The organism is Aquabacterium soli, assembly GCF_003933735.1.
Lineage (GTDB): Bacteria > Pseudomonadota > Gammaproteobacteria > Burkholderiales > Burkholderiaceae_C > Aquabacterium > Aquabacterium soli.
Map to the genome: position 1 here is coordinate 138,171 of NZ_RSED01000008.1, position 23,753 is coordinate 161,923.

At 66.4% G+C, this 23,753-nt stretch carries 22 protein-coding genes; 6 read left to right on the forward strand and 16 right to left on the reverse strand.

Translation table 11 applies throughout. The features are described from left to right. Nucleotides 1-52: 52 nt before the first annotated feature. From EIP75_RS11960 to EIP75_RS11975, 4 genes are read left to right on the forward strand one after another with little or no spacing between them, the layout of a single operon-like run. Nucleotides 53-1,288, forward strand: coding sequence for an efflux RND transporter periplasmic adaptor subunit (locus EIP75_RS11960; RefSeq protein ID WP_125243494.1), 1,236 nt, complete (start codon nucleotides 53-55; stop codon nucleotides 1,286-1,288). Between the two features lie 16 nt (nucleotides 1,289-1,304). Next, a complete protein-coding gene (locus tag EIP75_RS11965; RefSeq protein ID WP_125243495.1) occupies nucleotides 1,305-3,338 on the forward strand; it encodes a MacB family efflux pump subunit in 2,034 nt (677 codons plus the stop codon). Nucleotides 3,339-3,394: 56 nt separating this feature from the next. Continuing rightward, the gene (locus EIP75_RS11970) at nucleotides 3,395-4,837 is read left to right on the forward strand and encodes an efflux transporter outer membrane subunit (RefSeq protein WP_158622832.1); all 1,443 of its coding nucleotides are present in this window, start codon (nucleotides 3,395-3,397) and stop codon (nucleotides 4,835-4,837) included. Further along, on the forward strand, nucleotides 4,834-5,523 hold the full coding sequence (locus tag EIP75_RS11975; RefSeq protein ID WP_125243497.1) for a glutathione S-transferase family protein: 690 nt from the start codon (nucleotides 4,834-4,836) through the stop codon (nucleotides 5,521-5,523). Before EIP75_RS11970 ends, EIP75_RS11975 begins: the two co-directional genes overlap by 4 nt. Here the strand turns inward: EIP75_RS11975 and EIP75_RS11980 are convergent, their stop codons facing one another. Beyond that, on the reverse strand, nucleotides 5,524-7,638 hold the full coding sequence (locus EIP75_RS11980) for a TonB-dependent receptor (RefSeq protein WP_199758568.1): 2,115 nt from the start codon (nucleotides 7,636-7,638) through the stop codon (nucleotides 5,524-5,526). Between the two features lie 152 nt (nucleotides 7,639-7,790). Here EIP75_RS11980 and nikR point away from each other — a divergent pair, with 152 nt between their 5' ends. Beyond that, nucleotides 7,791-8,198, forward strand: coding sequence for a nickel-responsive transcriptional regulator NikR (gene nikR, locus EIP75_RS11985; RefSeq protein WP_125243498.1), 408 nt, complete (start codon nucleotides 7,791-7,793; stop codon nucleotides 8,196-8,198). Nucleotides 8,199-8,207: 9 nt separating this feature from the next. Here the strand turns inward: nikR and EIP75_RS11990 are convergent, their stop codons facing one another. The 3 genes from EIP75_RS11990 to EIP75_RS12000 all read right to left on the reverse strand — a co-directional run bounded on the left by EIP75_RS11990 (nucleotide 8,208) and on the right by EIP75_RS12000 (nucleotide 11,476). Continuing rightward, entirely contained in the window at nucleotides 8,208-8,750 is a 543-nt protein-coding gene (locus tag EIP75_RS11990; RefSeq protein ID WP_125243499.1) for a GAF domain-containing protein, read from the reverse strand. A 153-nt stretch (nucleotides 8,751-8,903) separates the two neighbouring features. Continuing rightward, nucleotides 8,904-10,901, reverse strand: a complete 1,998-nt coding sequence (locus EIP75_RS11995) for an acetoacetate--CoA ligase (protein ID WP_125243500.1) — start codon at nucleotides 10,899-10,901, stop codon at nucleotides 8,904-8,906. A 74-nt stretch (nucleotides 10,902-10,975) separates the two neighbouring features. After that, the gene (locus EIP75_RS12000) at nucleotides 10,976-11,476 is read right to left on the reverse strand and encodes a nucleoside deaminase (protein WP_199758569.1); all 501 of its coding nucleotides are present in this window, start codon (nucleotides 11,474-11,476) and stop codon (nucleotides 10,976-10,978) included. 129 nt (nucleotides 11,477-11,605) lie between these two features. Here EIP75_RS12000 and mscL point away from each other — a divergent pair, with 129 nt between their 5' ends. Next, nucleotides 11,606-12,145: a large conductance mechanosensitive channel protein MscL gene (mscL, locus tag EIP75_RS12005; RefSeq protein WP_125243501.1), complete on the forward strand. Its 540-nt coding sequence runs from the start codon at nucleotides 11,606-11,608 to the stop codon at nucleotides 12,143-12,145. 342 nt (nucleotides 12,146-12,487) lie between these two features. Here mscL and EIP75_RS12010 read toward each other — a convergent pair whose 3' ends face one another. The 12 genes from EIP75_RS12010 to EIP75_RS12065 all read right to left on the reverse strand — a co-directional run bounded on the left by EIP75_RS12010 (nucleotide 12,488) and on the right by EIP75_RS12065 (nucleotide 23,581). Further along, nucleotides 12,488-12,670 carry a CsbD family protein gene (locus EIP75_RS12010; RefSeq protein WP_125243502.1) on the reverse strand — a complete coding sequence of 61 codons (183 nt, stop codon included), beginning with the start codon at nucleotides 12,668-12,670 and terminating at the stop codon, nucleotides 12,488-12,490. Between the two features lie 147 nt (nucleotides 12,671-12,817). Continuing rightward, nucleotides 12,818-14,212: an amidohydrolase family protein gene (locus EIP75_RS12015; RefSeq protein WP_125243503.1), complete on the reverse strand. Its 1,395-nt coding sequence runs from the start codon at nucleotides 14,210-14,212 to the stop codon at nucleotides 12,818-12,820. Between the two features lie 17 nt (nucleotides 14,213-14,229). Beyond that, a complete protein-coding gene (locus EIP75_RS12020; RefSeq protein ID WP_125243504.1) occupies nucleotides 14,230-15,069 on the reverse strand; it encodes an ABC transporter permease in 840 nt (279 codons plus the stop codon). A 47-nt stretch (nucleotides 15,070-15,116) separates the two neighbouring features. Next, a complete protein-coding gene (locus EIP75_RS12025; RefSeq protein WP_125243505.1) occupies nucleotides 15,117-15,887 on the reverse strand; it encodes an ABC transporter ATP-binding protein in 771 nt (256 codons plus the stop codon). Further along, complete coding sequence (locus EIP75_RS12030; protein WP_125243506.1) at nucleotides 15,862-16,800, reverse strand: isopenicillin N synthase family dioxygenase; 939 nt, start codon at nucleotides 16,798-16,800, stop codon at nucleotides 15,862-15,864. Before EIP75_RS12030 ends, EIP75_RS12025 begins: the two co-directional genes overlap by 26 nt. A 27-nt stretch (nucleotides 16,801-16,827) precedes the next feature. Then, nucleotides 16,828-17,844: an ABC transporter substrate-binding protein gene (locus EIP75_RS12035; protein ID WP_125243507.1), complete on the reverse strand. Its 1,017-nt coding sequence runs from the start codon at nucleotides 17,842-17,844 to the stop codon at nucleotides 16,828-16,830. A 63-nt stretch (nucleotides 17,845-17,907) separates the two neighbouring features. Then, the gene (locus EIP75_RS12040) at nucleotides 17,908-18,504 is read right to left on the reverse strand and encodes an NAD(P)H-dependent oxidoreductase (RefSeq protein ID WP_125243508.1); all 597 of its coding nucleotides are present in this window, start codon (nucleotides 18,502-18,504) and stop codon (nucleotides 17,908-17,910) included. Between the two features lie 258 nt (nucleotides 18,505-18,762). Next, nucleotides 18,763-19,536, reverse strand: a complete 774-nt coding sequence (locus EIP75_RS12045) for an ABC transporter permease (protein WP_125243509.1) — start codon at nucleotides 19,534-19,536, stop codon at nucleotides 18,763-18,765. Then, complete coding sequence (locus tag EIP75_RS12050; protein ID WP_125243510.1) at nucleotides 19,533-20,369, reverse strand: ABC transporter ATP-binding protein; 837 nt, start codon at nucleotides 20,367-20,369, stop codon at nucleotides 19,533-19,535. The genes EIP75_RS12045 and EIP75_RS12050 overlap by 4 nt, the downstream gene beginning before the upstream one ends. Before the next feature lie 73 nt (nucleotides 20,370-20,442). Next, a complete protein-coding gene (locus EIP75_RS12055) occupies nucleotides 20,443-21,495 on the reverse strand; it encodes an ABC transporter substrate-binding protein (RefSeq protein ID WP_233584819.1) in 1,053 nt (350 codons plus the stop codon). 122 nt (nucleotides 21,496-21,617) lie between these two features. Next, complete coding sequence (locus EIP75_RS12060; RefSeq protein WP_125243511.1) at nucleotides 21,618-22,403, reverse strand: LytR/AlgR family response regulator transcription factor; 786 nt, start codon at nucleotides 22,401-22,403, stop codon at nucleotides 21,618-21,620. Further along, nucleotides 22,400-23,581, reverse strand: a complete 1,182-nt coding sequence (locus EIP75_RS12065; RefSeq protein WP_233584820.1) for a sensor histidine kinase — start codon at nucleotides 23,579-23,581, stop codon at nucleotides 22,400-22,402. Before EIP75_RS12065 ends, EIP75_RS12060 begins: the two co-directional genes overlap by 4 nt. Nucleotides 23,582-23,753: the final 172 nt, after the last annotated feature.

The following is a 23,753-nucleotide window of genomic DNA, read 5'->3' on the forward strand; positions in this document are numbered from 1 at the left end:
GATTTACCCGGACGCAACGGGCCGATAACAAGGATGCTTCACACTGCGTCGCATGAACGCATTGAAATCGAAGCGCTGGTGGACGAGTTGGAAATTCTGGGCCCTGCTGCTGGTGATCGCCGGCGCAGCCTGGTTCGTCAAGAAGAAGTGGTTCAGCCCCCCGCCCACACCGCAGGTGATCACCACCGAGGTGCGCCGGGCCGATCTGGAAGACAACGTGCTGGCCAGCGGCACGGTCGAGGCCATCAAGCAGGTCTCCGTGGGCGCCCGTGTATCAGGCCAGATCAAGAAGCTGTATGTGCAGCTGGGTGACCAGGTCAAGCAGGGCCAACTGATCGGCGAGATCGACGCCGACACCCAGACCAACACGCTGCGCAACGCCGAGGCTGCGCTGCGCAACGCGCAGGCCACGCTGCTGGCCCGCAAGGCCGCGCTGGTGCAGGCCGAGCTGACCTTCAAGCGAGAACAGCAGCTGCTGGCCCAGGACGCGACCTCGCGTGAATCGTTCGAGGCAGCCAAGGCCAGCCTGGACACACTCAAGGCCGAGATCACCGCACAAGAGGCGCAGATCGAGCAGAACCGCATCAGCGCCGACACCGCCCGCGTCACGCTGGGCTACACGCGCATCCTGGCGCCCATGGACGGCCGTGTGGTGGCTGTGGTGACGGAAGAGGGCCGCACCGTGAACGCCACGCAGTCGGCGCCGACCATCATCAAGCTGGCCAAGCTGGACACCATCACAGTAAAGGCGCAGATCTCCGAAGCCGATGTGGTGCGGGTCAAGCCGGGCCTGCCGGTGTACTTCACCATCCTGGGCGAGGCCGACAAGCGCTACGAAGCCAAGCTGCGCGCCATCGAGCCCGTGCCTGAATCCGAGCAGACGGATTCCAACACCTCCACCTCGACGAGCAGCAGTTCGTCGACCACCGCGGCGGTGTACTACAACGGCCTGTTCGATGTGCCCAACCCCGACGACAAACTGCGCGTGTCCATGACGGCGCAGGTGTCCATCGTGCTGGCCAACGCCAAGGACGCGCTGGTGGTGCCGTCCTCCGCACTGAGCGACCGGCGCGACAAGGATGGCCGCTACCAGGTCAGCGTGCTGGAAGGCGAAGGCAAAGACCAGCGCATCGTCAAGCGCAAGGTGCGCATCGGCCTGAACAACCGTGTGCAGGCGCAGGTGCTCGAAGGCCTGAACGAGGGCGACAAGGTGGTGGTGGGCGAGGCCCAGGCAGGCGAGTCCGGCAGCGTCGGCCGCGCAGGCCGCCGTGGCCCCGGCATGTTCTGAGCCAGGGGTGCTGCCCATGACCTCGGCAAGGCCTGATCCTCAAGCCGCTTACCAGCCGCTGCTCGAAGTGAGCGGGCTGTGGCGCGAATACCCCTCGGGCGACGGCACGGTGGCCGTGCTCAAGGATGTCAACCTGCGCATCGACGCCGGCGAGATGGTGGCCATCATCGGCGCCTCCGGCTCGGGCAAGTCCACCCTGATGAACATCCTGGGCTGCCTGGACCGGCCCACGCGCGGCCACTACCGCGTCAACGGCCAGAGCACCGCCACGCTGGAGCCCGACGAGCTGGCCCGCCTGCGCCGCGAGCACTTCGGCTTCATCTTCCAGCGCTACCACCTGCTGGGCGATCTCTCGGCCGTGGGCAACGCGGAGATCCCGTCCATCTACGCCGGCACGCCCCGCGAGGCACGGCGCGAGCGCGCCAGCCAGTTGCTGAGCCGGCTGGGCCTGGCCGACCGCCTGGCCAACCGCCCGGGCCAGTTGTCCGGTGGCCAGCAGCAGCGCGTGAGCATTGCGCGGGCGCTGGTCAATGGCGGCGATGTGATCCTGGCGGACGAGCCCACGGGGGCCCTGGACAAGACCTCCGGCCTGGAGGTGATGAAGATCCTGCGCGAGCTGCACGCCGAAGGCCACACCGTCATCATCGTGACGCACGATCCGCAGGTGGCCCGCAACGCGGAGCGCATCATCGAGATCAGCGATGGCGTGATCGTGTCCGACCAGGCCAACCCGGACTCTCCGCATGACAAGCCCGCGTCCGGCGATGAAGAGGCGGCACAGGCCGGGCATCCGGGCGGCATCAGGCAACCACGGCAGGCCCCGCCCGGCTGGATGGGCGCCCTGGCGTCGAACTGGGGGCGCCTGGGCGAGGCCACCAGCATGGCCTTGCGCGCCATGGCCGGCCACCGCCTGCGCACCTTGCTGACCATGCTGGGCATCATCATCGGCATCGCCTCGGTGGTGTCGATGGTGGCCCTGGGCGAAGGCTCGCGCCAGCGCGTGCTGGCCGACATCAGCGCCATGGGCACCAACACCATCGACATCTTCCCTGGCAAAGGCTTCGGCGACCGGCAGGCCGGGCGCATCCGGACCCTGGTGCCCGCCGATGCCGACGCGCTGGCCCAGCTCACCTACGTGGACAGCGTGACGCCTTCTGTCAGTACCAGCCTGACGCTGCGGCGCGGCAATGCCGAGGCCTCGGCCAGCGTGACGGGCGTGGGCGACCAGTTCTTCCGCGTCAAAGGCTACACGATGGACAAAGGCATGCCCTTCGATGCCGAGAGCGTGCGCCGCCAGACACAGGAAGCCGTGATCGATCCGAACACGCGGGATGCCTTGTTCAAGCCGGGCGAGGACCCGGTGGGGCAGGTGATCTTCCTCGGCAATGTGCCCGTGCGCGTGACCGGCGTGACCAAGGCCCAGGACGGCATGTTCGCCAGCGACAGCCTGAACGTGTGGATCCCCTACACCACGGCCATGCGGCGCCTGATGGGGCAGAACTACCTGCGCAATGTCACGGTGCGCATCAGCGACAACGTGTCCTCGGTGGCGGCGGAGAAGGGCATCACGCGCCTGCTCACACAGCGCCACGGGTCCGAGGATTTCTTCGTGCGCAACAGCGACAGCATCCGCCAGACCATCGAAACCACCACGCAGACCCTGACGCTGCTGATCTCGTCGATCGCGGTGATCTCGCTGATCGTGGGCGGCATCGGCGTGATGAACATCATGCTGGTGTCCGTCACCGAGCGCACACAGGAAATCGGCGTGCGCATGGCGGTGGGTGCGCGGCAAAGCGATATCCTTCGGCAGTTCCTGATCGAGGCGGTGCTGGTGTGCCTGCTGGGCGGTATCCTGGGGATCCTGCTGGCACTGGGCATCGGGCAGCTCTTCGACCACCTGGCGGGCGGCAACTTCAGGATGGTCTACTCGACCACCTCCATCGTGATGGCCTTTGGCGTGTCCAGCCTGATCGGTGTGGTGTTCGGCTACCTGCCGGCGCGCAACGCGGCCCGCCTGGACCCGGTGGAGGCGCTGGCGCGCCCCTGAGGCACCGTCAGGGCCTGTGTGGCCCGCAGGACAGACACAACAAGGACATGGACGAGATGAGCACAGCCTTTCAACGCCCCTGGGCGCGGCGCACCCTGTTGGCCACGGCGGCCCTGAGCAGCCTGCTGCTGGGGGCCTGCGCCACCCAGACGGCCGGCTTGAACGCGCCGCAGGCCGGCAATGCCCAGGTGCCTGCGCAGTTCCAGTACGCGGCGCCTGCCGCGAACCTGTCGAATGTGGCAGCAGTGGACGAAGCCTGGTGGAAGGGCTTCAACGATCCTGTGCTGGATGCCCTGATCGACCAGGCCCTGGCCCGCAACACGGATCTGGCGGTGGCCGCCCTGCGCGTCCGCCAGGCGCAGCTCTCCCTGCAGCAGGCCGAGAGCGATCGCCTGCCCAGTTTCTCCGGCTCGGTCAGTGCCAATGCCTCGCGCCGCATCGGCGAGTCCCAGCCCACCACACGCTCGGCCTCGGCCAGCGTGGGCGCCAGCTGGGAGCTCGATCTCTGGGGCCGTCTGGCCGCCCAACGCGATGCGGCCCAATGGGAGGCCTCCGCCACCGAAGCCGACCGCCGTGCCGTGGCCCTGAGCCTGGTGGGCACCACCGCCACGCTGTACTGGCAGCTGGCCTACCTGGACCAGCAGGTGGACACGGCCGAGCAGAGCCTGGCCTATGCGCGCAAGACACTGGACCTGGTGCTGGCCCAGCGCCAGGCTGGCAGCGTGTCCGGCCTGGAAGAAGCGCAGTCCCGCCAGAGCGTGCTCGCCCAGGAGGCGGCCCTGTCGCAGCTGGTGCAGCAGCGCGTCGTGGTGCGCCAATCCTTGGCCCTGCTGCTCGATGAGCCTGCGCAGAATGCCGATGCCGTGCTGCCCAAGCCCCAGTGGCCCGCCACGCCCTGGCCCGAGCTGGCGCCCGGCCTGCCTGCCGATGTGCTGGCCCGGCGCCCTGATCTGCGCGCGGCCGAAGCCCGCCTGCGCGGGTCCTTCGCCAATGTGGACGTGACGCGCACCTCCTACTACCCTTCGCTCACGCTCAATGGCAGCGTGGGCGGCAGCAGCCAGGCGCTCAGCAACGTGCTCGCCAATCCGGTGGGCACGCTGGGCGCCGCCCTGGCCTTGCCCTTCCTGAACTGGGGCGACATGCAGCGCAACGTGGCCATCTCGCAGGCGCAGGCCGATGCAGCGGTACTCGATTTCCGCAAGACGCTCTACCAGGCCCTGTCCGATGTGGACACGGCCTTGTCGGCGCAGACGCAACTGCAGCGCCAGGCCCAGCTGCAAGGCGATCGGCTGGTGCAGGCGCGCAAGGTCGAGCAGCTCACCGAGTTGCGCTATCGTTCCGGGGCTGAACCGCTCAAGACCTGGCTGGATGCGCAGGAGTCACGCCGGCAGGCCGAACTGGCCGCGGCCCAGGTGCGCTACAACCAGCTCGACAACTGGGTGGCCCTGGTGCAGGCCCTGGGCGGTGCCACCACCGCCCCTGTGAAAGACCCCGCATGATCACCGTCCACCACCTGGAAACCTCCCGTTCGCAGCGCGTGCTGTGGCTGCTCGAAGAGCTGGGCGTGCCTTACGAGATCAAGTTCTACAAGCGCGACCCGCGCACGCGCCTGGCCCCGCCCGAACTCAAGAAGATCCACCCCCTGGGCAAATCACCGGTGATCACCGATGGCGATCTGGTCGTGGCCGAATCCGCTGCCATCCTGGAGTACCTGGTGGACCGTTACGGCGCGCAGGCCCAGGGCGAGGCGGCCCAGCTGCTGCCGCAGCCTGGCTCGCCCGAGCAGCTGCAATGGCGCTTCTGGATGCACTTCGCCGAAGGCTCGCTGATGAACTGGCTGGTGATGAAGCTGGTGTTCATGAGCATCCCGCAGCAGCCCATGCCCTTCTTCGTCAAGCCGATCGCGCGCCAGCTGTGCGGGCAGGTGCAAACCAAGCTGATCGATCCCAACCTGGGCAACAGCCAGGCCTTCATCGAGAACCACCTCAGCACGCACACCTGGTTCGCAGGCGACCGCCTCACGTTGGCTGACTTCCAGATGAGCTTTGCCGTGGAGGCCTTGCTGGCGCGCAGCAAGCAGGCCGCTCAGCAATGCCCGCACCTGGTGGCCTACAAGGCCCGCATGGTGGCCAGGCCGGCCTACCAGCGCGCCTTGGCCAAGGGCGGCCCGGTGGTGATGGGCTGATCAGAACGACGCGCTCAGCGTCACACGCAGCGTGCGCGGCTCGACCGGGTGGATGTGCCGGTCGTCCACGCCTGCGGTATCACCCAGCAGGCGCGATGCATAGAAGTACTCGATGTCGTTGTCCTTGCGGTTGAACAGGTTGAACACATCGACATCGAGCTTGAGCGCAGGGCTGAAGCGGTAGCCCACGCGGGCATAGGCCAGCGTGGTCGAGCTCGAGCGCACGCTGTTGTCCTCGATCAGCGGGCGCGGCCCGAAATAGCGCAGCTGGAACTGGCCATGCCAGCGGCCCAGGTCGTTCACCGTCACGCCCAGCGAGGCCACCTTTTCAAGCGCGCCAGGGATGCGGTTGCCTTCGGGCGCATCCTGCGTGAACCGGGCTTGCGAGGCGGCCAGGTCCAGATCGAACTGCAGCCAGTTCGTGGCGACGTAGTGGTTGTTCCACTCGATGCCTTGGCGCTTGCTGGCGCGGTTGGCCTCGGTGGTGCCGGCATCCCCGACGAACACCAGCTCCGAGCCCAGCTTGAGTTGCCACCACGCCAATGAGCTTTGCAGGCCAGGCACGATCTCGGTGCGAAGGCCCAGTTCCAGGCCCTTGCTGCGCACGAGCGGGGGCACAGGGTCGACCGCGACCGTGGTGCCGCGGGCATCGTTGCTGTGAAAGCCCGTGCCGGCGTTGATGAAGTATTCCGTCTTCTCCCAGGGGCCCAGGATCAGCGACAACTTGGGTGAGGCCAGGCTGGCACTGGTCTGCCCGCTGTTGGCCGCCATGGCGCTGTCCACATCGGCCTGAAGATGGTCAGCACGCAGGCCGAGCACACTGCGCAGCCAGGGCTGCCACTGGGTGCTGCTCTCCGCGTACAGGCCCACGCTGCGCTGGCGCACGCGGCTTTCCTGGAGCACACCGGTGCGCTCGCCGCCCTCAGCCTCATACAGGCCCAGGGGGCGCATCCGGTCGTGGCGGGCCTGCAGGCCGATGACGTTGTTGGTTTCGAAGCCGCCCCACTGGGTGGTCCAGTGCTGGCTCATGGCCATGCCCACCACCTGGCGCCGCTCAGCCTGCTCGAACTGGCTGGCCCCGGCGTTGTCGGGTTCGTCGTCGTTGGCGTATTCGAAGTTGGAGAACAGCTTGAGCCGCGAATGGATGGCGTAGGCGTTGAACTTGAAAGTGCCCCAGGCGTTGGTGTGTTGCGTGTCGAGCGACAGGCTCTGGCGCGAGGTGCGGCCACCATCGCTTGGGTCCAGCGCGCCATAGCGGCCGACCAGTCCACCCTCGACGGCCCGCAGCGGGATCTGGTCGGTCGAGTTCCAGCGCGCGTCGTAGGCCATGGCCGTGAGGCTGGTGCGGTTGGCGCCAGCGCCCACGCTGTAGCGCAGCAGGCCATTGAGCTTGCGCAGATCTTCCGGGTGATCCCAGGGGCCGTCGTTGTGCACCGCTTCGAAGGCGTAGAGCAGGGTGCCTGTTGACAAGGGCGATGAATTGGCCACCAGCGCCCGGCGGTAGCCATCCTGCCCGGCGGTGACGTTGAGCACGCCTTGGGGCAGGCTGTCGACCAGGCGGATGCGGGCCGCGCCGGCCGATGAGAAGTCGCCTTCTTCCGCGAAATAGGGGCCCTTGCGGTAGTTGATGCGCTGCACCAGCTCCGGCATCAGCCAGTTCATGTCGCTGTAGCCCTGGCCGTGCGCATGTGTGGGCATGTTGATCGGCATGCCGTCGACATAGGTGGCGAAATCGGTGCCGTGGTCCAGGTTGAATCCCCGAAGGAAATACTGGTTGGCCTTGCCACCACCGCTGTGCTGCGTGACGATCAATCCGGGCACGAACTCCAGCACCTCGGCCGGACGCAGGGTGGGGCGGTTGGCCAGCAGGCTGGCGGTCACGGCTCCTTCGCTCGCCGCATCGGACGAGCCGACCGAATTGTCATAGTGGGCACGGACCACCACGTTGCCAAGCTCGGTGGGGGCCTGCTCTGAGGCAGGACTTGCCGTACGGGTGGCTGGCGGTGTTTGCGCCATGGCTCCCCAGGACAGTGTCATCACGGCCAGGGCCACGGCGTTCAAGAAGGGCCTGGGCTGCGAAGACAGGGTGGCGTGGCAGTGGGCGAGGGTGACCATGGCGGTGTGCGAGCGAGGTTCAAGGCAAACGCGGTATTGGATATGAAGTATGAACAATTGTGAATACTTCATACGTACGTCGTTTGGCGTATCGATGCGCCTGCGCCACGGGGCGAGCCACTGCTGCGGCACACTCCTGGTCGGAGGTGCACATGCAACGCCTGACGATTTCCATCGATGACGACCTTGCCGAGCGCTTCGAACGATGGTCGCAACGCAAGGGTTATGACAACCGCTCGGAGGCATTCCGCGATCTGCTGCGTCGCGAACTGGGCGATGAGCAGATCCAGTTCGATCCGCAGAGCCCCTGCGTGGCCACCTTGACCTATCTGTACGACCACCATGAGCGCACCTTGTCGCTGCGCCTGATGGACATGCAGCATGACCATCACGATCTGACCGTGTCGTCCATGCACGCGCATCTGGAGCATGACCTGTGCGTGGAGACCGTGATCCTCAAAGGCCCGGCGGGTGCGGTGCGTGATTTCGCGAACGCGGTATTGGCGGAGCGTGGTGTGCGCCAGGGACAGCTGCATCTGGTGCCGCTGCACCAGGTCTGAGGAGCCTGTTCAGGCCACTGATGTCTGCTGCTCGTCGTTGCGGTGGCGGGCGATGCTGATGCCGATCACCGACGCAGCGTTGCGCAGATCGACCTCGTCGACCTTGCTCCAGATGCGGGGAGTTTCTCGCTGTTCAATGCACAGCACGCCCAAGGGCTGACCGTTGATCTGGAAGGCCACATCCAGCAGCGCTCGCACACCCTGGGGCAGCAGGTAGCTGTCCTTCAGGCCCGCTAGGTGGGGGTCCTCTTGGGCGTCCGGCGAGTTGTAGACCTTGGTACGGATCAGCGTGTCGAAGTAGACCTGGAAATCCTTCTCATGCAGTTCGGTACCGGCCGCATTGAGCTCAGGGTTCTCGGAGAACGCCGCCACGCATTCGAGGAAGCGCCCGGCAGGGGCCTCGCGCAGCAGCCACAGGCTCGCCATCGAGCACTGAAAGCGCCTGTAAAGCGCTTCGGCAACGAGCTGGCGGTATCGGGTCAAGCCCTCAGGGCCTGCCAGGACATCCGCCGCCGCGCGCAACTCCGACATGAATTCGTGGCTTGGGGGCATGACTCTGGGCTATGGGTTTCACGCATTCTGGCCTGAAACCAGAGTTTGAAACGCAAGTAACAACCCGATGAGTTACGACTTCTCGCCTGACCTCGTCAAATCGGGAATAGGCAACGTTTCGCGCGGCGGCGATGCAACACCTTGTCCGCTTTCTCAAGCCTGCGGGGCTGCGGCCTGTTCCACATACCAGGACAGGCAATGCGCATTGGCCATGGCATCGCGGTTGACGACCTTGTCGATCGGCTGGCCCAGGAAGAGCTTCTTGATCGGCACCTCCTGCTTCTTGCCCGACAGCGTGCGCGGGACTTCGGGCGCCTGCAGGATGTCGTCGGGGATGAAGCGGGGCGACAGGGCCGTCTTGATGGCGCCCTGGATGCGCGCGGTGAGCGTGGCATCGAGCGTGAAGCCTTCGCGCAGCACCACGAACAGCACCATGCGGCTGGGCCGGCCCAGGTATTCCAGGTCGATCACCATCGAGTCAAGCACCTCGGGCAGTGCTTCCACCGCCGCGTAGATTTCGCTGGTGCCCATGCGCAGGCCATGGCGGTTGATGGTGGCATCGCTGCGGCCGAAGATCACACAGCCGCCGTCTTCATTGACCTTGATCCAGTCTCCGTGGCGCCACACGCCGGGGTAGACATCGAAGTAGCTCGACAGGTAGCGCGCGTTGCCCTGGTCGCCCCAGAAGAACAGGGGCATGGATGGCACGGGCTTGGTGCAGACCAGCTCGCCCACCTCGCCGACCACGGACTGGCCCTGCTCGTTCCAGGCCTCCACCGCATGGCCGATCTGGCGGCATTGCAGCACGCCGGGCTCGTTGGGCAGTTCGCGGTGGCCGCCCACGAAGATGCCGGCGAAATCGGTGCCGCCCGACAGGTTGTTCCACCAGATGCCGGGGGTGCCGATGCGCTCGAACTGCTCGGTGCCCCAGCGCTGCACGTCTTCGGACAGGGGCGAGCCGGTGGAGCCCAGCGCGCGGATGCGCGTCAGGTCGCCACAGGCAGGCAGGTCGATGCCGGCCTTCATGCAGTTGGCATAGAAGGCCGCGCCGGCGCCGAAGTAGGTGACCTTGTGGCGAGCCGCGAAGCGCCACAGCACGGTCCAGTCGGGGGCTTCCTTGCTGCCGCCCGGGCTGCCATCGAACAGGCAGATGGTGGCGCCGTCGAGCAGGCCGCTGAGCTGCGTGTTCCACATGATCCAGCCCGTCGAGCTGTACCAGTGGAAGCGCTCACCGAAGCTGTTGGCCGCGTAGCTCGGGCCGATGTCGTTGTGCTTGCCGATGGCCGCGACGATCATGATGATGCCGCCATGGCCATGCACCAATGGCTTGGGCAGGCCGGTGGTGCCGCTGGAGTAGACCACCCACAGCGGCTGGTCGAAGGGCAGCCATTCGGGCTCGAAGTCGCGCACGGCCTGGTCATCACGGGCGGTGGCCTGCGCGAAGGTGAGGTCGGCCTCGCGCACGCCGCGCGAATGGCCCAGCTGCAGCACGATGAGTTTTTCAACGCTGGGCAGCGAGGTGCGCAGGGCGGTGACCGTGTCGGCGCGGTCGATGGACTTGCCCGCGTAGTAGACCCCGTCTGCTGCGATCAGCACGCGCGGCGCGATCTGCTGGAATCGGTCCGTCACGGCCTGGGTGCCCATGTCGGGCGCGCACACGCTCCAGATGGCGCCGATGCTGGCGCAGGCCAGAAAAGCCACGATGGTCTCGGGCACGTTGGGCAGGTAGGCGGCCACGCGGTCGCCCCTGCCCACGCCCATCTCGCGCAAGGTCAGCGCGAAGGACGCCACCTGGCGCTTCAGTTCGGGCCACGACAGCTCGCGCGCCTCGCCCAGTTCGTTGTCGCTGATGATGGCCGGATGGCCTGCGCGGTGGGCTGCGTCGGCGTGGCGCAGCACACGCTGCGCATAGTTCACCTGCGTGCCCGGGAACCACTGGGCCCCCGGCATGCTGGCATTGGCCAGGGCCACGGTGGGTGGCACGGGCGAGTCGATCGCATCGTGCTCCCACAGGCTCATCCAGAACGCCTCCTGGTCCGTGACGGACCAGCGCCACAGCGCATCGTAGTTGTCGAAGGCCAGGCCATGGCGCTGCTCGAGCCACTGTTGGTACAGGCGAATGAGGGGGGTGTAGGGCGCGGGGTTCTTCATGCGAATCGATTGTGCCGTGCCCGCCGCCCCCCGCGCACGATGGGGATTCCCGATCAGGAATCAGGACGGCGGGCTCAAGAGGGCCAGAAGCCCTTGTGCAAGGCGGCCATGGCCTCTTCCACCTCGGGCACCGGGCCGATCACCTCGATGGGCTTCTGGCCGCGGGCGAACACGTCGCGGCAAGGCAGGCTCATGGTGGGGTTCTCGTCGGCGTTGCCGGTGAGCTCCAGCAGGCGGTGCTCGGTCATGCCATAGACCACGCGGCCGATGTTGGCCCAGTACTGCGTGCCGGCGCACATCACGCAGGGCTCGGCCGTGGTCACCAGCGTGCATTGCCACAGCACCTCGGGGCTGAAGTTCAACGCTGCCGTGCGGGCGAGCACCGATTCAGCATGGTTGACGGTGTCGACATTGCCCTGTTCGGCCAGCACGGTCTCGCCATCGGGCCCGACCAGAATGGCGCCAAAGGGATGGCGACCCAGGCCCATGGCGCGGCGCGCGACCTCGTTGGCACGGTGCAGGTGTTTGACGATCTGAGACGGGCTCAACGGGGGCAAGGCGGGGTAGGTGCTCATGGTGACTTCAATGGTCTGAACATGGGAAGGGGTGCCGGCCGATGCCTACATCGCGCATCGGCCAAGGCCGACAGCGGCACGGGAACAAAGGCGGTGCAATGCCATGACATTTGCTTTCATGACATCGCCATGCAATTTTGGAGAGACTTTCGCAAGTTCGTGACACGCGGCAATCTGGTGGATCTGGCCGTGGGCTTCACGGTGGGCGCGGCCTTCACGACCATCGCTCGCAGCATGGTCGACGACATCATCATGCCCCCGGTGGGGCTGCTGATGGGCCGCACCGATTTCAAGGATTTTTTCCTGGTGCTTCGGCCCGGGCCGACGGTCGGTGAGCCCTACCTCACGCTGGCCCAGGCCAAGGCGGCGGGGGCGGTCACGCTGAACTACGGCATGTTCATCAATGCCATGCTGGCGTTCATCCTGGTGGGGCTGGCCATGTTCGTGGTGAGCCGGCTGATGAGCCAGGCCGAAGCGAAGATGGATGCGCACTTCAAGGAGCCGCCGGCGCCACCGGGTGAGCCGACCGAAAAGAAGTGCCCTTACTGCCGCAGCATCATCCCGGCCAAGGCTTGCCGCTGTCCTCAATGCACATCGCACCTGTCGGTGCCGGACGAGCCGGACAAGGTGGCGCCGCCCGAGACCAACGACAAGGCGAAACCTGCCTGAGGCGCACACCGCATCAATGGCATCTGTTCTTGAAGCAGACGTGAGGAGGCCCGCCGGGGCGCTGCTCGAAAGCAGTTCCTCAGCGGGCCTGAAGGTCACCACGCCAGGGCGGTGGCCTGCGGGGCGCGTCGCAAACGTCACACCTCAGAGGGTATCCGGCTCGACCGGTTCCTGCACCGGCTCTCCATCAGAGGGTCTGTGCAAAGGAGTCGGGGTATCTTCCGGATCCGTCATGGGCGGTGTGCCGTGCACCGGGTTAGGGTGCGGCGGCGCATCCGGCGGGTTGGGCGGGGCGGCGAAAACGCCCTGGTTCACAAGGTGGTCTCGCATCGCCTCGCTCCGTCAACGGTCGATCTTCTTGGCGACGGAGTTCTTCGCGTCGCCATAGTTCGCCTGAGACTTGCCACGGGCCTGCTGGGCCACGCCCTTGGCTTGCAGTTTGGAGTTGTCGGTGGCATCACCGGCGACTTCCTTGGCCTTGCCGACGGCTTGGTGCACGCGGCCCTTCACTTGGTCCTTGTTCATGATAAAGCTCCTTTGTCATCTGTGGGAAGACATGAACGGCATGGGAGCGTCGTCCATGGCTTCACTGTGCGCCTGTTGGTGTGGACGCGCCAGTCGTCCCGTGCCGATTGCGGTGTAAGGGACTGATGGCATGAGCATGTGAGGGTTTTAGGCCATGGCGCGGCGCATGTGGTGCACAGCTTCGTCCGCATCGGCATGCAGGCGCTCCAGGTCCAGGCCGGGGATCGCGCCGTCATCAACGACCAACCGGCCCGCACACAGCACATGGCTGGGCCGGGCTGCGCCACAGGCCACCGGGGCCACGGCCGGGTCGTGCAGGCCCCACTGGCGCGGCTCGTTCAATGGCAGCACCACCAGGTCGGCCGCCTGGCCCGGTGCCAATGTGCCCACACCGTCCATGCCCAGCACCTGGGCACCGCCTGCCGTGCCAATGCGGATCACCTCGTCCGTGCTCAGGGCGCGGGGGCCCTTCACCGCACGGTGCACCATCCAGGCCGTGTGCGCCTCGTGGAACATGTCGGCCGCCTCGTTAGAGGCCGCGCCGTCCACGGCCAGCGAGACGCGCCCGCCAGCGCGCATCAGCTCAGGGGCCGGGGCCACGCCCGAGCCCAGGCGGCCATTGCTCTGCGGGCAGTGGGCCATGCCCGTGCCTGTTTCTGCCAGGGTGCGGATTTCGTCAGGAGTGAGGTGCACCAGGTGGGCGTACCAGACGTCCTCGCCCAGCCAGCCATGGCGGCCGACGAACTCCACCGGCGAGCAGCCATGCACCTCGCGGCAGAAGGTGACGTAGTCCTGCGTTTCACTGAGGTGGCTGTGAAGGCGGATGCCCAGCCGGCGAGCCTCTTGTGCCATGGGCTTGAGGTGGTCCACGGCCACCGACCAGGTCGGGGTGGTGGGGGCACTTACCACCTGGCGCATGGGGCGCGGGCCCGCCTGGTGGTAGCGGTGCACATCGCGCTCCACGCTGGTGAAGAACTGCTCCAGCGTTTCGGGGCGCACCTGGGGCGGCGGGTTCACATCGATGGTGCGCACGATGGTCTGGCCGCCCCGGCACAGCACGAAGCGCAGGCCCAGGGCCTCGGCCTCGTCGAACACCGCGGCCGAGGCGTCGAAGGGCATGCCCGGGTAGTAGTGGTACTGGTGGTCGGCCACGGTGGTGCAGCCCGACAGCAGCAGCTCGACCATGCCCAGCCGTGCGGCCAGGCGCATCACCTCGTCATGATCGAAGTGGCGGCGGTAGGCCACGGGCACGGCGCTGAGCCAGCCCATCAGCCCTTCATCGATGCCGGCCGGAATGCCCTTGAGCAGGCTCTGGAACAGGTGGTGGTGGGTGTTGACCCAGCCGGGCATGACCAGGCTGCGGCTGGCGTCGATCACACGCTCGCCGGGGCGGGGCTCGAGTGTGCCGATGGCCTCGATCAGGCCGTCGGCGACGCGGATGTCGGCACCGTGCACGGCCACGTCGTGGCGCATGGCATCGCCAGGCAGGCCGGTGAGGATGCCTTGGGCGTGGCGGATCAGCAGGGAGGTGGAGGTCGTCATAAGGGGGGAAGAATGGGTCAGCGGTTCATCTCGCTCTCGTGCCAGCCGCCCAGCGCCCAGCGCGACAGTGCCGACAGCACGGCGAACACGGCCACGCCGGTCAGCGAGATCAGCACCAGGGCGGCGAACATGCGCGGGATGTTGAGCTGGTAGCCCGATTGCAGGATCTGGTAGGCCAGGCCCGTGCCCGTGCCGCCGGTGCCGGCCACGAACTCGGCCACCACTGCGCCGATCAGTGCCAGGCCGCCCGAGATGCGCAGGCCCGCGAAGAAGTAGGGCAGGGCCGAGGGAATGCGCAGGCGCACCAGGGTCTGCCAGCGCGAGGCGCGCTGCAGCTTGAAGTAGGACGCCAGGCCGGGGTTCACGCTGCGCAGGCCCACCGTGGTGTTGCTGATGATGGGGAACAGCGCGACCAGGGTGGCGCACACCACCAGCGAGGCGGTCGGGTCCTTCACCCAGATGATGATGAGCGGAGCGATGGCCACCACCGGCGTCACCTGCAGCAGCACGGCATACGGGAAGAACGCCGATTCGATCCAGCGGCTCTGCACGAAGGCGAAGGCCACCAGCGAGCCCACCACGACCGACCCCAGAAAGGCCAGCACCGTGATCTTGACGGTGACCCACAGGGCGCCGCTCAGCAGGCCCCAGTCGGCCACCAGCGTGGTGGCAATCGCCCAGGGCGAAGGCACCAGGTAGGCGGGCACCTGGGCCACGACCGTCCAGCCCTGCCACGCGCCCAGCAGCAGGGCGGCCACCAGCAGCGGCAGCAGCCACTGGCGGGCGGCCTCCTGCTGGAGCAGCGGCGTGTGCCTGGGCTTGCGCGTGGCCGTGGGGGCGGTGGGGGGCGTTGCCATGGGGGATGTCCTGACAGGGGTGTGGGACGAGGTGATCGATGCGCTGCTCATGCGTGGGCCTCCGACAGGCTGTGCTGCAGGTGGCGCACCAGCTCGTTGAAACGCGGGCTGGTGCGGTAGTCGTCATCGCGGGGGATGCCGGGATCGATGGCGATGTCCTCGACGATGCGGCCAGGGCGGGCCGCCATCACGATCACGCGGGTGGACAGGAACACGGCCTCGCTGATGCTGTGCGTGACGAACACCACGGTGAGCCCCTGGCGGCGCCACAGTGCCAGCAGGTCGGCGTCCAGCTTGTTGCGCGTGAACTCGTCGAGCGCGCCGAAGGGCTCGTCCATCAGCAGCAGCCGGGGCTGGGTGACCAGGCCGCGTGCGATGGACACGCGCATCTGCATGCCGCCCGACAGCTCGCGCGGACGGTGCTTGCCGAAGGCGCCCAGGCCGACCATCTCCAGCGCCTGGGCCACGCGCGGCGTGGATTCGGCCTTGGGCACGCCGGCCAGGTCCAGCGGCAGGCGCACGTTGGCCTCCACCGTGGACCAGGGCATCAAGGTGGCCTCCTGGAACACGAAGGACAGCTCGTGCTCGGCGTTGGCATCCTGCACGGGCTTGCGCGAGAGCAGGATGCGGCCGTCGCTGGGCTCCAGCAGGCCCGCGACCATCTTGAGCAAGGTGCTCTTGCCGCAGCCCGAGGGCCCCAGCAGGGTCACGAATTCGCCAGGCTGGATGCTGAGCGACACCGGCGTCAGCGCGCGGGTGCCGTTGGGGTAGACCTGTTCGGCCGACAGGACTTCAATGGCTGGCACGGGTGCGTTCATACATCTCGATGATGTGCTGGCCCGCCGTGGTGGGCGGGTAGCGGGGTGGATCGGCGTCGTCGAAGCAGCCGGGCAGGGCGCTGACCTCGGCGTGGTAATCGATGTCGAAGAAGTAGGCGATGGAGTAGCGCTCTCGTCCCTGCGGGTTGAACACGCGGTGTGGCGTGGAGCGGTAGCGGTCGTTGGTCCAGCGGGCCATCATGTCGCCCAGGTTGACCACGAAGCTGCCTTCCACGGGCGGCGCGTCGAACCAGCTGCCATCGGCCGCCTGCACCTGCAGGCCACCGGCATCGTCCTGGGCCAGCAGGGTCACGCTGCCCCAGTCGGTGTGCGCGCCGCAGCCCAGCTGGCCCGGCAGCAGCGCCTCCGATGGGGGCTGCTCGGGGTAGTGCAGCAGGCGCAACACCGGCATCGGGTCATGCAGGTAGGCCTCGAAGTGATCAGGGGCCAGCCGCAGGCCCGCCGCCATCAGCGAGAGCAGCCGGTGCGACAGGCCATTGAGCGCCTGTTCATAGGCCTGCACCGCCTGCCTGAAGCCTGGCACCAGCGCTTCATCGGGCCACTGGTTGGGGCCCTGGTTGGGCGTGCCGGCTTTCACCAGCGGGTCATCGGCGCCTCGGTCCACGCCAAGGTAGAAGCTCTCCTTCAGATCGCCCGGCTGGCCGGGCTCGAGCGCCTGCCAGCCGATGGGATCGAAGCCGCGGTGGATGCCGCTGCGCTCGATGTGCCAGCGGGCCTTCTCCGCCTCGCTCAGTGCGAAGAAGCGCTGCGCCGCGTCGAACACGGCCGCGCGCAAGGCCGGGTCCACGCCATGGCCGACGAGGTAGAAGAACCCGCGGTCTCGGCAGGCCTGGTCGATGCGCTCGGCCAGGCCTTCGGTCTGACTCAAGTCGATGATGGGCAGGCTGTGCATGGTGCTGTGCTCCGTGGATGGACAGGGTCAGGGCATGACCTTGAGATCCTTGACGAACTGGGTGGTGTAGGTCTTCTTCACATCGACCTTGGCCGGGTCCACCAGCTTGTTGGCCACCATCATGTCGAAGGTCTTCTTCATGCGTTCGTCGGTCAGCACGCCGATGCCCAACTGGGCGGCGTCGCCGCCCAGGACCATGCCCTCGGACTTCATCTTGGCGATGCCGTTGGCGATGAGGTCGTCCGTCATGTTGGGGTTGTCCTTCTTGATGAGCGCATTGCCCGGTGCCGGATCGGCACTCAGGTAGCTCTTCCAGCCCTCCATCGAGGCCTTGACGAAGGCGGCCACGATCTTGGGCTTTTTCTTGACGGTGTCGGCCGTGCAGACCACGGTGGTGGCGTACGGGGGCCAACCCAGGTCGGACAGCAGGAACACGCTCGGCTTGATCTTGCCTTCCTTCTCGATGCTGTAGGGCTCGGAGGCCAGGTAGCCTTGCTGGGCGATGTCCTTGTCGGCCAGGAAGGGCTGGATGTTGAAGGTGTAGGGGCGCACCTGGCTGTCGGTGAAGCCGTACTTGCTCTTGACCCAGGGCCAGTAGGTGACCAGGCCCGCGCTGCCCACCAGGATGGTCTTGCCCTTGAGCTCTTCGAACTTCTTGACATGCGGGTGGGCGATGATCACGGCCGGGTCCTTCTGGAAGGCCGCGGCCACGGTGACGGCGGGGATGCCCTGCTCCCAGGCCTTGATGGTCTGCACGTCGTAACCCATGATGCAATCGGCCTGACCAGCCACCAGCAACTGCATCAGGTTCACTTGCGGGCCGCCCATCTTGATGGTCACGTCCAGGCCCGCCTTGCCGTACAGGCCGGTGGCCTGGGCCTGGTAGAAGCCGCCATGCTCGGCCTGCGCATACCAGTTGGTCAGGAAGGTGAACTTGTCGGCGGCCTGCGCGGGCAGGGCGCTGGCCAGCATGGCGGCCGAGGCCGCGGCGGACAGGGCCAGCTTGTTGAACTTGCTCAGCGACAGGTTGGTGCGTCGGATCATCGTCAAGGCTCCAGTGGGGTGAGGTCGGGGTGTGAAGTGAAGGGCGAAATGGTTCAAATGCGCTCAGGACAGCCGGCCCAGGCTCGTTTGAACCCGGGTCCGGAAGCGGTGGCGCTGCTCACGCGTGGCGTAGTTCATCGAATGCAGTTGCAGCCATTGGGCACGGCAGCGGCGGGCGAACAGGGGGCGCAGGCCGCGCATGAACAGGCTGCGGCCCGGGTCGCCGATCACGCGCAGCCACCACCAGGGCGAGCCCGAGGTGGTGATGCCGACGAAGTGGCGGATGTTGTCCAGGCAGCCGCGGATGGGCCGAAACCGGTGTCCGCCCAGGCGGAAGGCCACGCCGGGCAGCATCACGCGGTCCAGCCAGCCCTTGAGGATGGCGGGCGGGCCGTACATCCAGGTGGGATAGACCACGACCAGGGCCTCGGCCCACTGCAGCGGCTCGACATGGACGTCGAGCGCCTCGACGTTCACCTGCGTGTCGCCCATGTAGGTGGCCTTTTCGCTGGCACCCATCACCGGGTTGAAGCCCATCGCGTACAGGTCCAGATCACGCACCTCGTGGCCGGCCGCACGCAACGTGTCCACCGCGGCCTGGTGCAGCGCGGCGTTGAAGCTGTGCGGATCGGGGTGGGCGAACACGACGAGGCACTTCATGGTCAATGAGGCTCCCGTGTCGCGGGTGGGGGCGGAACGAAGGACAAGGCGTTCATGGCGAAAACTGCGTGTCTTGACATGGGGTTCCTGCCGCGGTGAGGCGGCAGGAACGGGATCCATCTCAAGAGCAATTTCCGGTCAATGGCACCGGGGAGGTGCCACTGGTGAACGCTTCTACTCTTGCCTGTTGATCAATGCAAACGGCGGGCCAGTTTGCTGATCCTGGTCAAACTTTCTGAAGAATCTGACGTGTCGATTTCAATGTCCCTGGCTGCCACGGTGGGCCCAGGCGGTGGTGCGCTTCTCGATGACGGAGAACAGCTCGTACATGACCATGGCCATGGCGCCCACGATGACCAGGCCGGCGAAGGCCAGCGCCATCTGCATGGATGAGCCGGCGCTGATCAGCAGGTAGCCGATGCCTTCGTTGGCGGCGGTCATCTCCGACACCGTGGTGCCGACGAAGGCCAGCGTGATCGCCACCTTGAGCGAGCCGTAGAAGTAAGGCATGGAGCGCGGCAGGCCCACCTTGACCAGCACGTCCCAGCGCTTGGCACCCAGCACGCGCAGCACGTCTTCGAGCTCGGGCTCCAGCGTGGCCAGGCCGGTGGCGATGTTCACCGTGATCGGGAAGAAGCTGATCAGGAAGGCCGTGAGCACCGCAGGGCCCACGCCGATGCCCAGCCACACCACCAGGATGGGGATGAAGGCCGCCTTGGGCAGCGCGTTGAAGGCCGTCATCAAGGGGTAGACGGCCGCATAGGCCGCGCGTGAGCTGCCGATCAGGAAGCCCAGCAGCACGCCCACCACGATGGCGATGCCGAAGCCCACCATCGTGACCCAGAAGGTGCGCCAGGCGTGCCGCGTCAGCTCTTCATGGAACTCGACCATCTGCTGTGCGATGCGGCTGGGGCTGGGGAACAGGTATTCGGGCACATCGAAGGCCACGCAGATGAACTGCCACACCAGCAGCACGATGGCCAGCAGGACCCAGGGAGACCAGCGCTCCATTTGTTTTTGACTGAACTTCATTGCGCGATGTCCGTGGTGCTGGAGGGAGCAGCGAGGTTGGTGGGCTTGCGCAGCGCGCCGATGTGGCCGCGCAGTTCATGCACGATGGCGGTGAACTCGGGGGCGTAGGTCACCTCCAGATCGCGCGGACGGGGCAGCTCGATCTCGCGCTGCGCCACGATGCGGCCGGGGCTGCGGCTCATCACGTACACCGTGTCGGCCAGGAACACGGCTTCGCGCAGGTCGTGCGTCACCAGGATCACATTGAACTTCTGCACGGCCTGCAGGTCGCGCAGGGCGCACCACAGCTCTTCACGCGTGAACGCATCGAGCGCGCCGAAGGGCTCGTCGAGCAGCAGCATCTTGGGCTCGTGCACCAACGCACGGCAGATGCTGGCGCGTTGCTGCATGCCGCCCGAGAGCTGCCACGGGAACTTGTCCTCGTAGCCGCCCAGGCCCACGCTCTGCAGCAGCGCGCGCGCCTTGGCTTCGTACTCCTTGCGCTTGGCCTTGAAGTTCGAGCGATAAGGCTCGACGATCTCCAGCGGCAGCATCACGTTGCTGACGACGGTGCGCCAGGGCAGCAGCGACGGGGCCTGGAAGGCCATGCCGGTGATCTTGAGTGGGCCGCTCACATGCTTGCCATCGATGAGGATGTGTCCCTTGGACGGCATCTTCAGGCCGGTGGTCAGCTTCATGAAGGTGGACTTGCCACAGCCCGAAGGGCCGACGATGGCGATGAACTCGCCCTCGCGGATCTTCAGGCTGATGTCCTCGACGGCGAACTGGCCCTTGGCCATCAACTCATCGTTGTAGGCCAGCCAGACGTTCTGGAAATCGACGAAGGTGCTCATGGCTGGGGAACCTTGTTCGTGTTGCGCATGGATGTTCAGCGGGGATCTTTGTTGTTGTGATTCAAGTCGCTGATCACTTCTTGGGCAGCACGTTCAGGTCGGCAGCCGAGGGCAGGTAAGCCGGTGTCCAGACCGCTTCTGGGTTGACGCGGGTCTTGGTGGCGAAGGCGTCACCCACCTGCGAGGCCATCAGCGACAGGCGAGGCAGCTTGACCTGGCCGAAGCCTTCGGCGCGGGCATCCGGGCTGTTGACGACCTGGTCCAGGGCCATCTTCAGGCGGCGCTGTTCCAGCTTCACGTTGATGATGCCGTCGCGGGCCTTGACGCTGTCGATGGAGGCATCGGGGTTGGCCAGCACGTCCTTGGCGCCCTTGGCGAAGGCCTTCAGGAAGGCTTTGGCGGCTTCGGGGTTCTCCTTCAGGAACTTGGGCGAGGCGATGATCACGTTGCCGTAGAGCTTCACGCCGTACTGGGCGTAGGGCAGCACCACCACATCCTCGGCCTTCGCGCCGCGGGCTTCCAGGTTCAGCAGCGAGGTGAAGGTGAAGCCGGTGATGACGTCGACATCGCCACGCACCAACATGGTTTCACGCAGCGGCGGGTCCATGCTGATCCAGGTCACTGCACCAAGTTTGTTCGCCTTGGCGAAAATCGGCCACGATTTGCGGCCCGAATCGAACACCGGTGCGCCCAGCTTCTTGCCCACCAGATCGGCCGGGGTCTTGATGCCCGACTTCTTCAGTGCGAAGGCGGCGGCCGGCGTGTTGTTGTAGACCATCATGATGGCCACGGGCTTGTTGGGCACGTCGGGGTTGTTGGCGTGGAACTCCATCAGGGCGGCCAGGTCGGCGAAGCCCATGTCGTAGGTGCCCGAGGCCACGCGGGTGACGGTGCCGCCCGAGCCGTTGCCGGCGTCGATGGTCACATCGAGGCCGGCCTGTTTGAAATAGCCTTTGGCGGCAGGTTGCAGGAACAGGGCGGAGGGGCCTTCGAAACGCCAATCCAGCTGGAACTTGATGGGGGTGTCGGCGCGCACCAATGTTGGGCTTGCGATGCCCAAAGTCAGTGCGGTGGCAGAAAGAGCAGTGCTGAGCAGGGCGCGGCGGGTGGACTTCATCACGGTCATGTCGAAAGGCTCCGGGGGGTAAAACTGTATACAGTTCTGTGTGCAGCAAGAACCGTGCACACCCCGTGGCGCCTTGTGCCGCGATGCTGGGAAATCAGGTCAATCCACGAAGCTGGCGCCCTTTACATGGGCTTGAACAGGTGGGCGTAGCTGCGGCTGACGATCAGGCGCTCGCTGCGGCCTTTCAGGTGCAGGTAGATCTTGCCCGCGTCTTCCCGCACGACCTTGTCGATCAGGGGCGTGCACACCACGATGCTGCGGTGGATCTGGGTGAACTGGCGTTCATCCAGGCGGGGCATCAGTTCGCGCAAGGGCGTGCGGATCAACAGGGATCGGTCTTGCGTTACGACGCGCACGTACTTGCTGTCGGCCTCCAGATAATGGATGTCGGCGGTGGCGATCATGTGCAGGGTGCTGCCGATCCCGGCCTGGATCATCGTGAGGGGCGGCTCCTGTGATGGCGGGCGTCGCAGCGCGTGCCAAGGTGCGTGGGCCACCGCGTCATTGCCCTGGCGCTCCAGCAGGCGCGATTTCAGGCGCTCGCACGTCAGCGTGAGTCGCTGGGGCTCCACAGGCTTGAGGACATAGTCCATCGCTGCGCGCTCGAAGGCATCGATGGCGAAACGGTCGAAGGCGGTCACGAACACGACCAGCGGCGCGGCACGGTCGGTGGGCCAGTCATCGATGATGTCTTCCACGGCATCCAGCCCGTTGCGCTCGGGCATCTGGATGTCCATGAAGAGGATGTCGGGCAGGTGCTGTCGGGCCGCTTCGATGGCGGCCTCACCGTCATGCACGATGGCCTTGATCTGAAGGCTAGGCCACAGCCTGGCCAACTCCCTGGACAGGACCCTGGCGAGCACTGGCTCATCCTCTGCGATCAAGGCTGTTGGGGGGGGCGCTTTCATGCACCTGCTTTCAGTGGGAGGGGCAGCCGCACTGTGACCTCGGTGGCGTCCTGCTCATCGAGGTGGGCGAGTTCGACATGCTCGCCAGGCCCGCACAGCATGGCCAGCCGGTCCTTCACGTTGTGCAGGCCGAAGCCACCTGGACTGAAGGCCTCTGGCTGCTGGTGTGCGCGGGTGCCGGAGTTGCGCACTCGCAGCACCAGATGATCTGCTTCTTGCGTGGCTGCCACGCTCAGCTCGCCCCCTTGCCGGCGTGGTTCCAGGCCATGCTTGATGGCATTTTCGATCAGGGGTTGCAGCAGCATGGCCGGGACGGGCATGCCTCGAAGGGGTTCGGGCAGGCTCAGCGTGGTGCGCAAGCGTTCTCCCATGCGGATCTGCATCAGCGCCAGGTAATCCGAGGCGAGTCTGAACTCGGCCTCCAGCGCGTGCTGCGGAGCGCGGCTGCCGTCGAGTGTCGACCGCAGGAAGCCGATCAGGTGCAGCAGCATGGCATGGGCCTGGCTCGGGCTTTCATCGATGAGGCCGCAGACATTGGACAGCGTGTTGAACAGCATGTGGGGATCCAACTGGGCGCGCAGCAGTTGCAGTTGCGCCTCGGTGGTGAGCTGGTGTGCCCGGCGCTCACGCGCTTCGCGGTGGGTCCAGCGGTCGTGCAGGTACTCGAAGAAGTAGGACGCCGTCACGCCGAAGAGCATGTTGAGCAGGGCGAGAGAGGCTGTGGGCCGCACCTGTGCCAGATGGGCCGTGCCCCAAGCGGAGGTCTGTATGCCGGCGAACGCCTGTTGAGCCACCCATGAGCTCAGCAGCGGGCACAGGGCCATGCCCAGTACCAGGCTTGCCACCGCCTTGGGTTGCAAGGCCTTGAACAGCCCGTGCTGCTCGTAGCGGGTCTGCGCGTCGGGCAGGCGCCGCCAGCCTGCTCGCATGATCAGCAGCCCACACGTGCCATTGATCAGCAGCCCGCACAGCACGATGAGTTGCATCCAGATGAAGAAGTACAGCCCGCCGTGCGTTGCAGCCTCGTGCGAGTACATCATCTCGATGGTCATGAGGGAGATGGCGCCCAGGTTGCCGATGACCTGGTTGAAGGCCAGTTGCCGCAGCCCGAAGCTTGGCCAGGTCAGCCGTGGTGGGTAGGGCGCATGGGGAGGGGGATGTACCGCGAGCCGGAGCATGGAAACTGCGTCGTGAGTCCGATCGGGCGAGCCTAACGCATGCCTCGGGGATCCGGACAGGCGGGGTGGTGTGAAACGCGGATCGGCGGCCTGAACCGCAGCGTGGCCCGAGCGGAATGCGGGCGGGGTTGGTGGTGGCATGTACATACGCCACTCAGGCACGCTGCCAGGC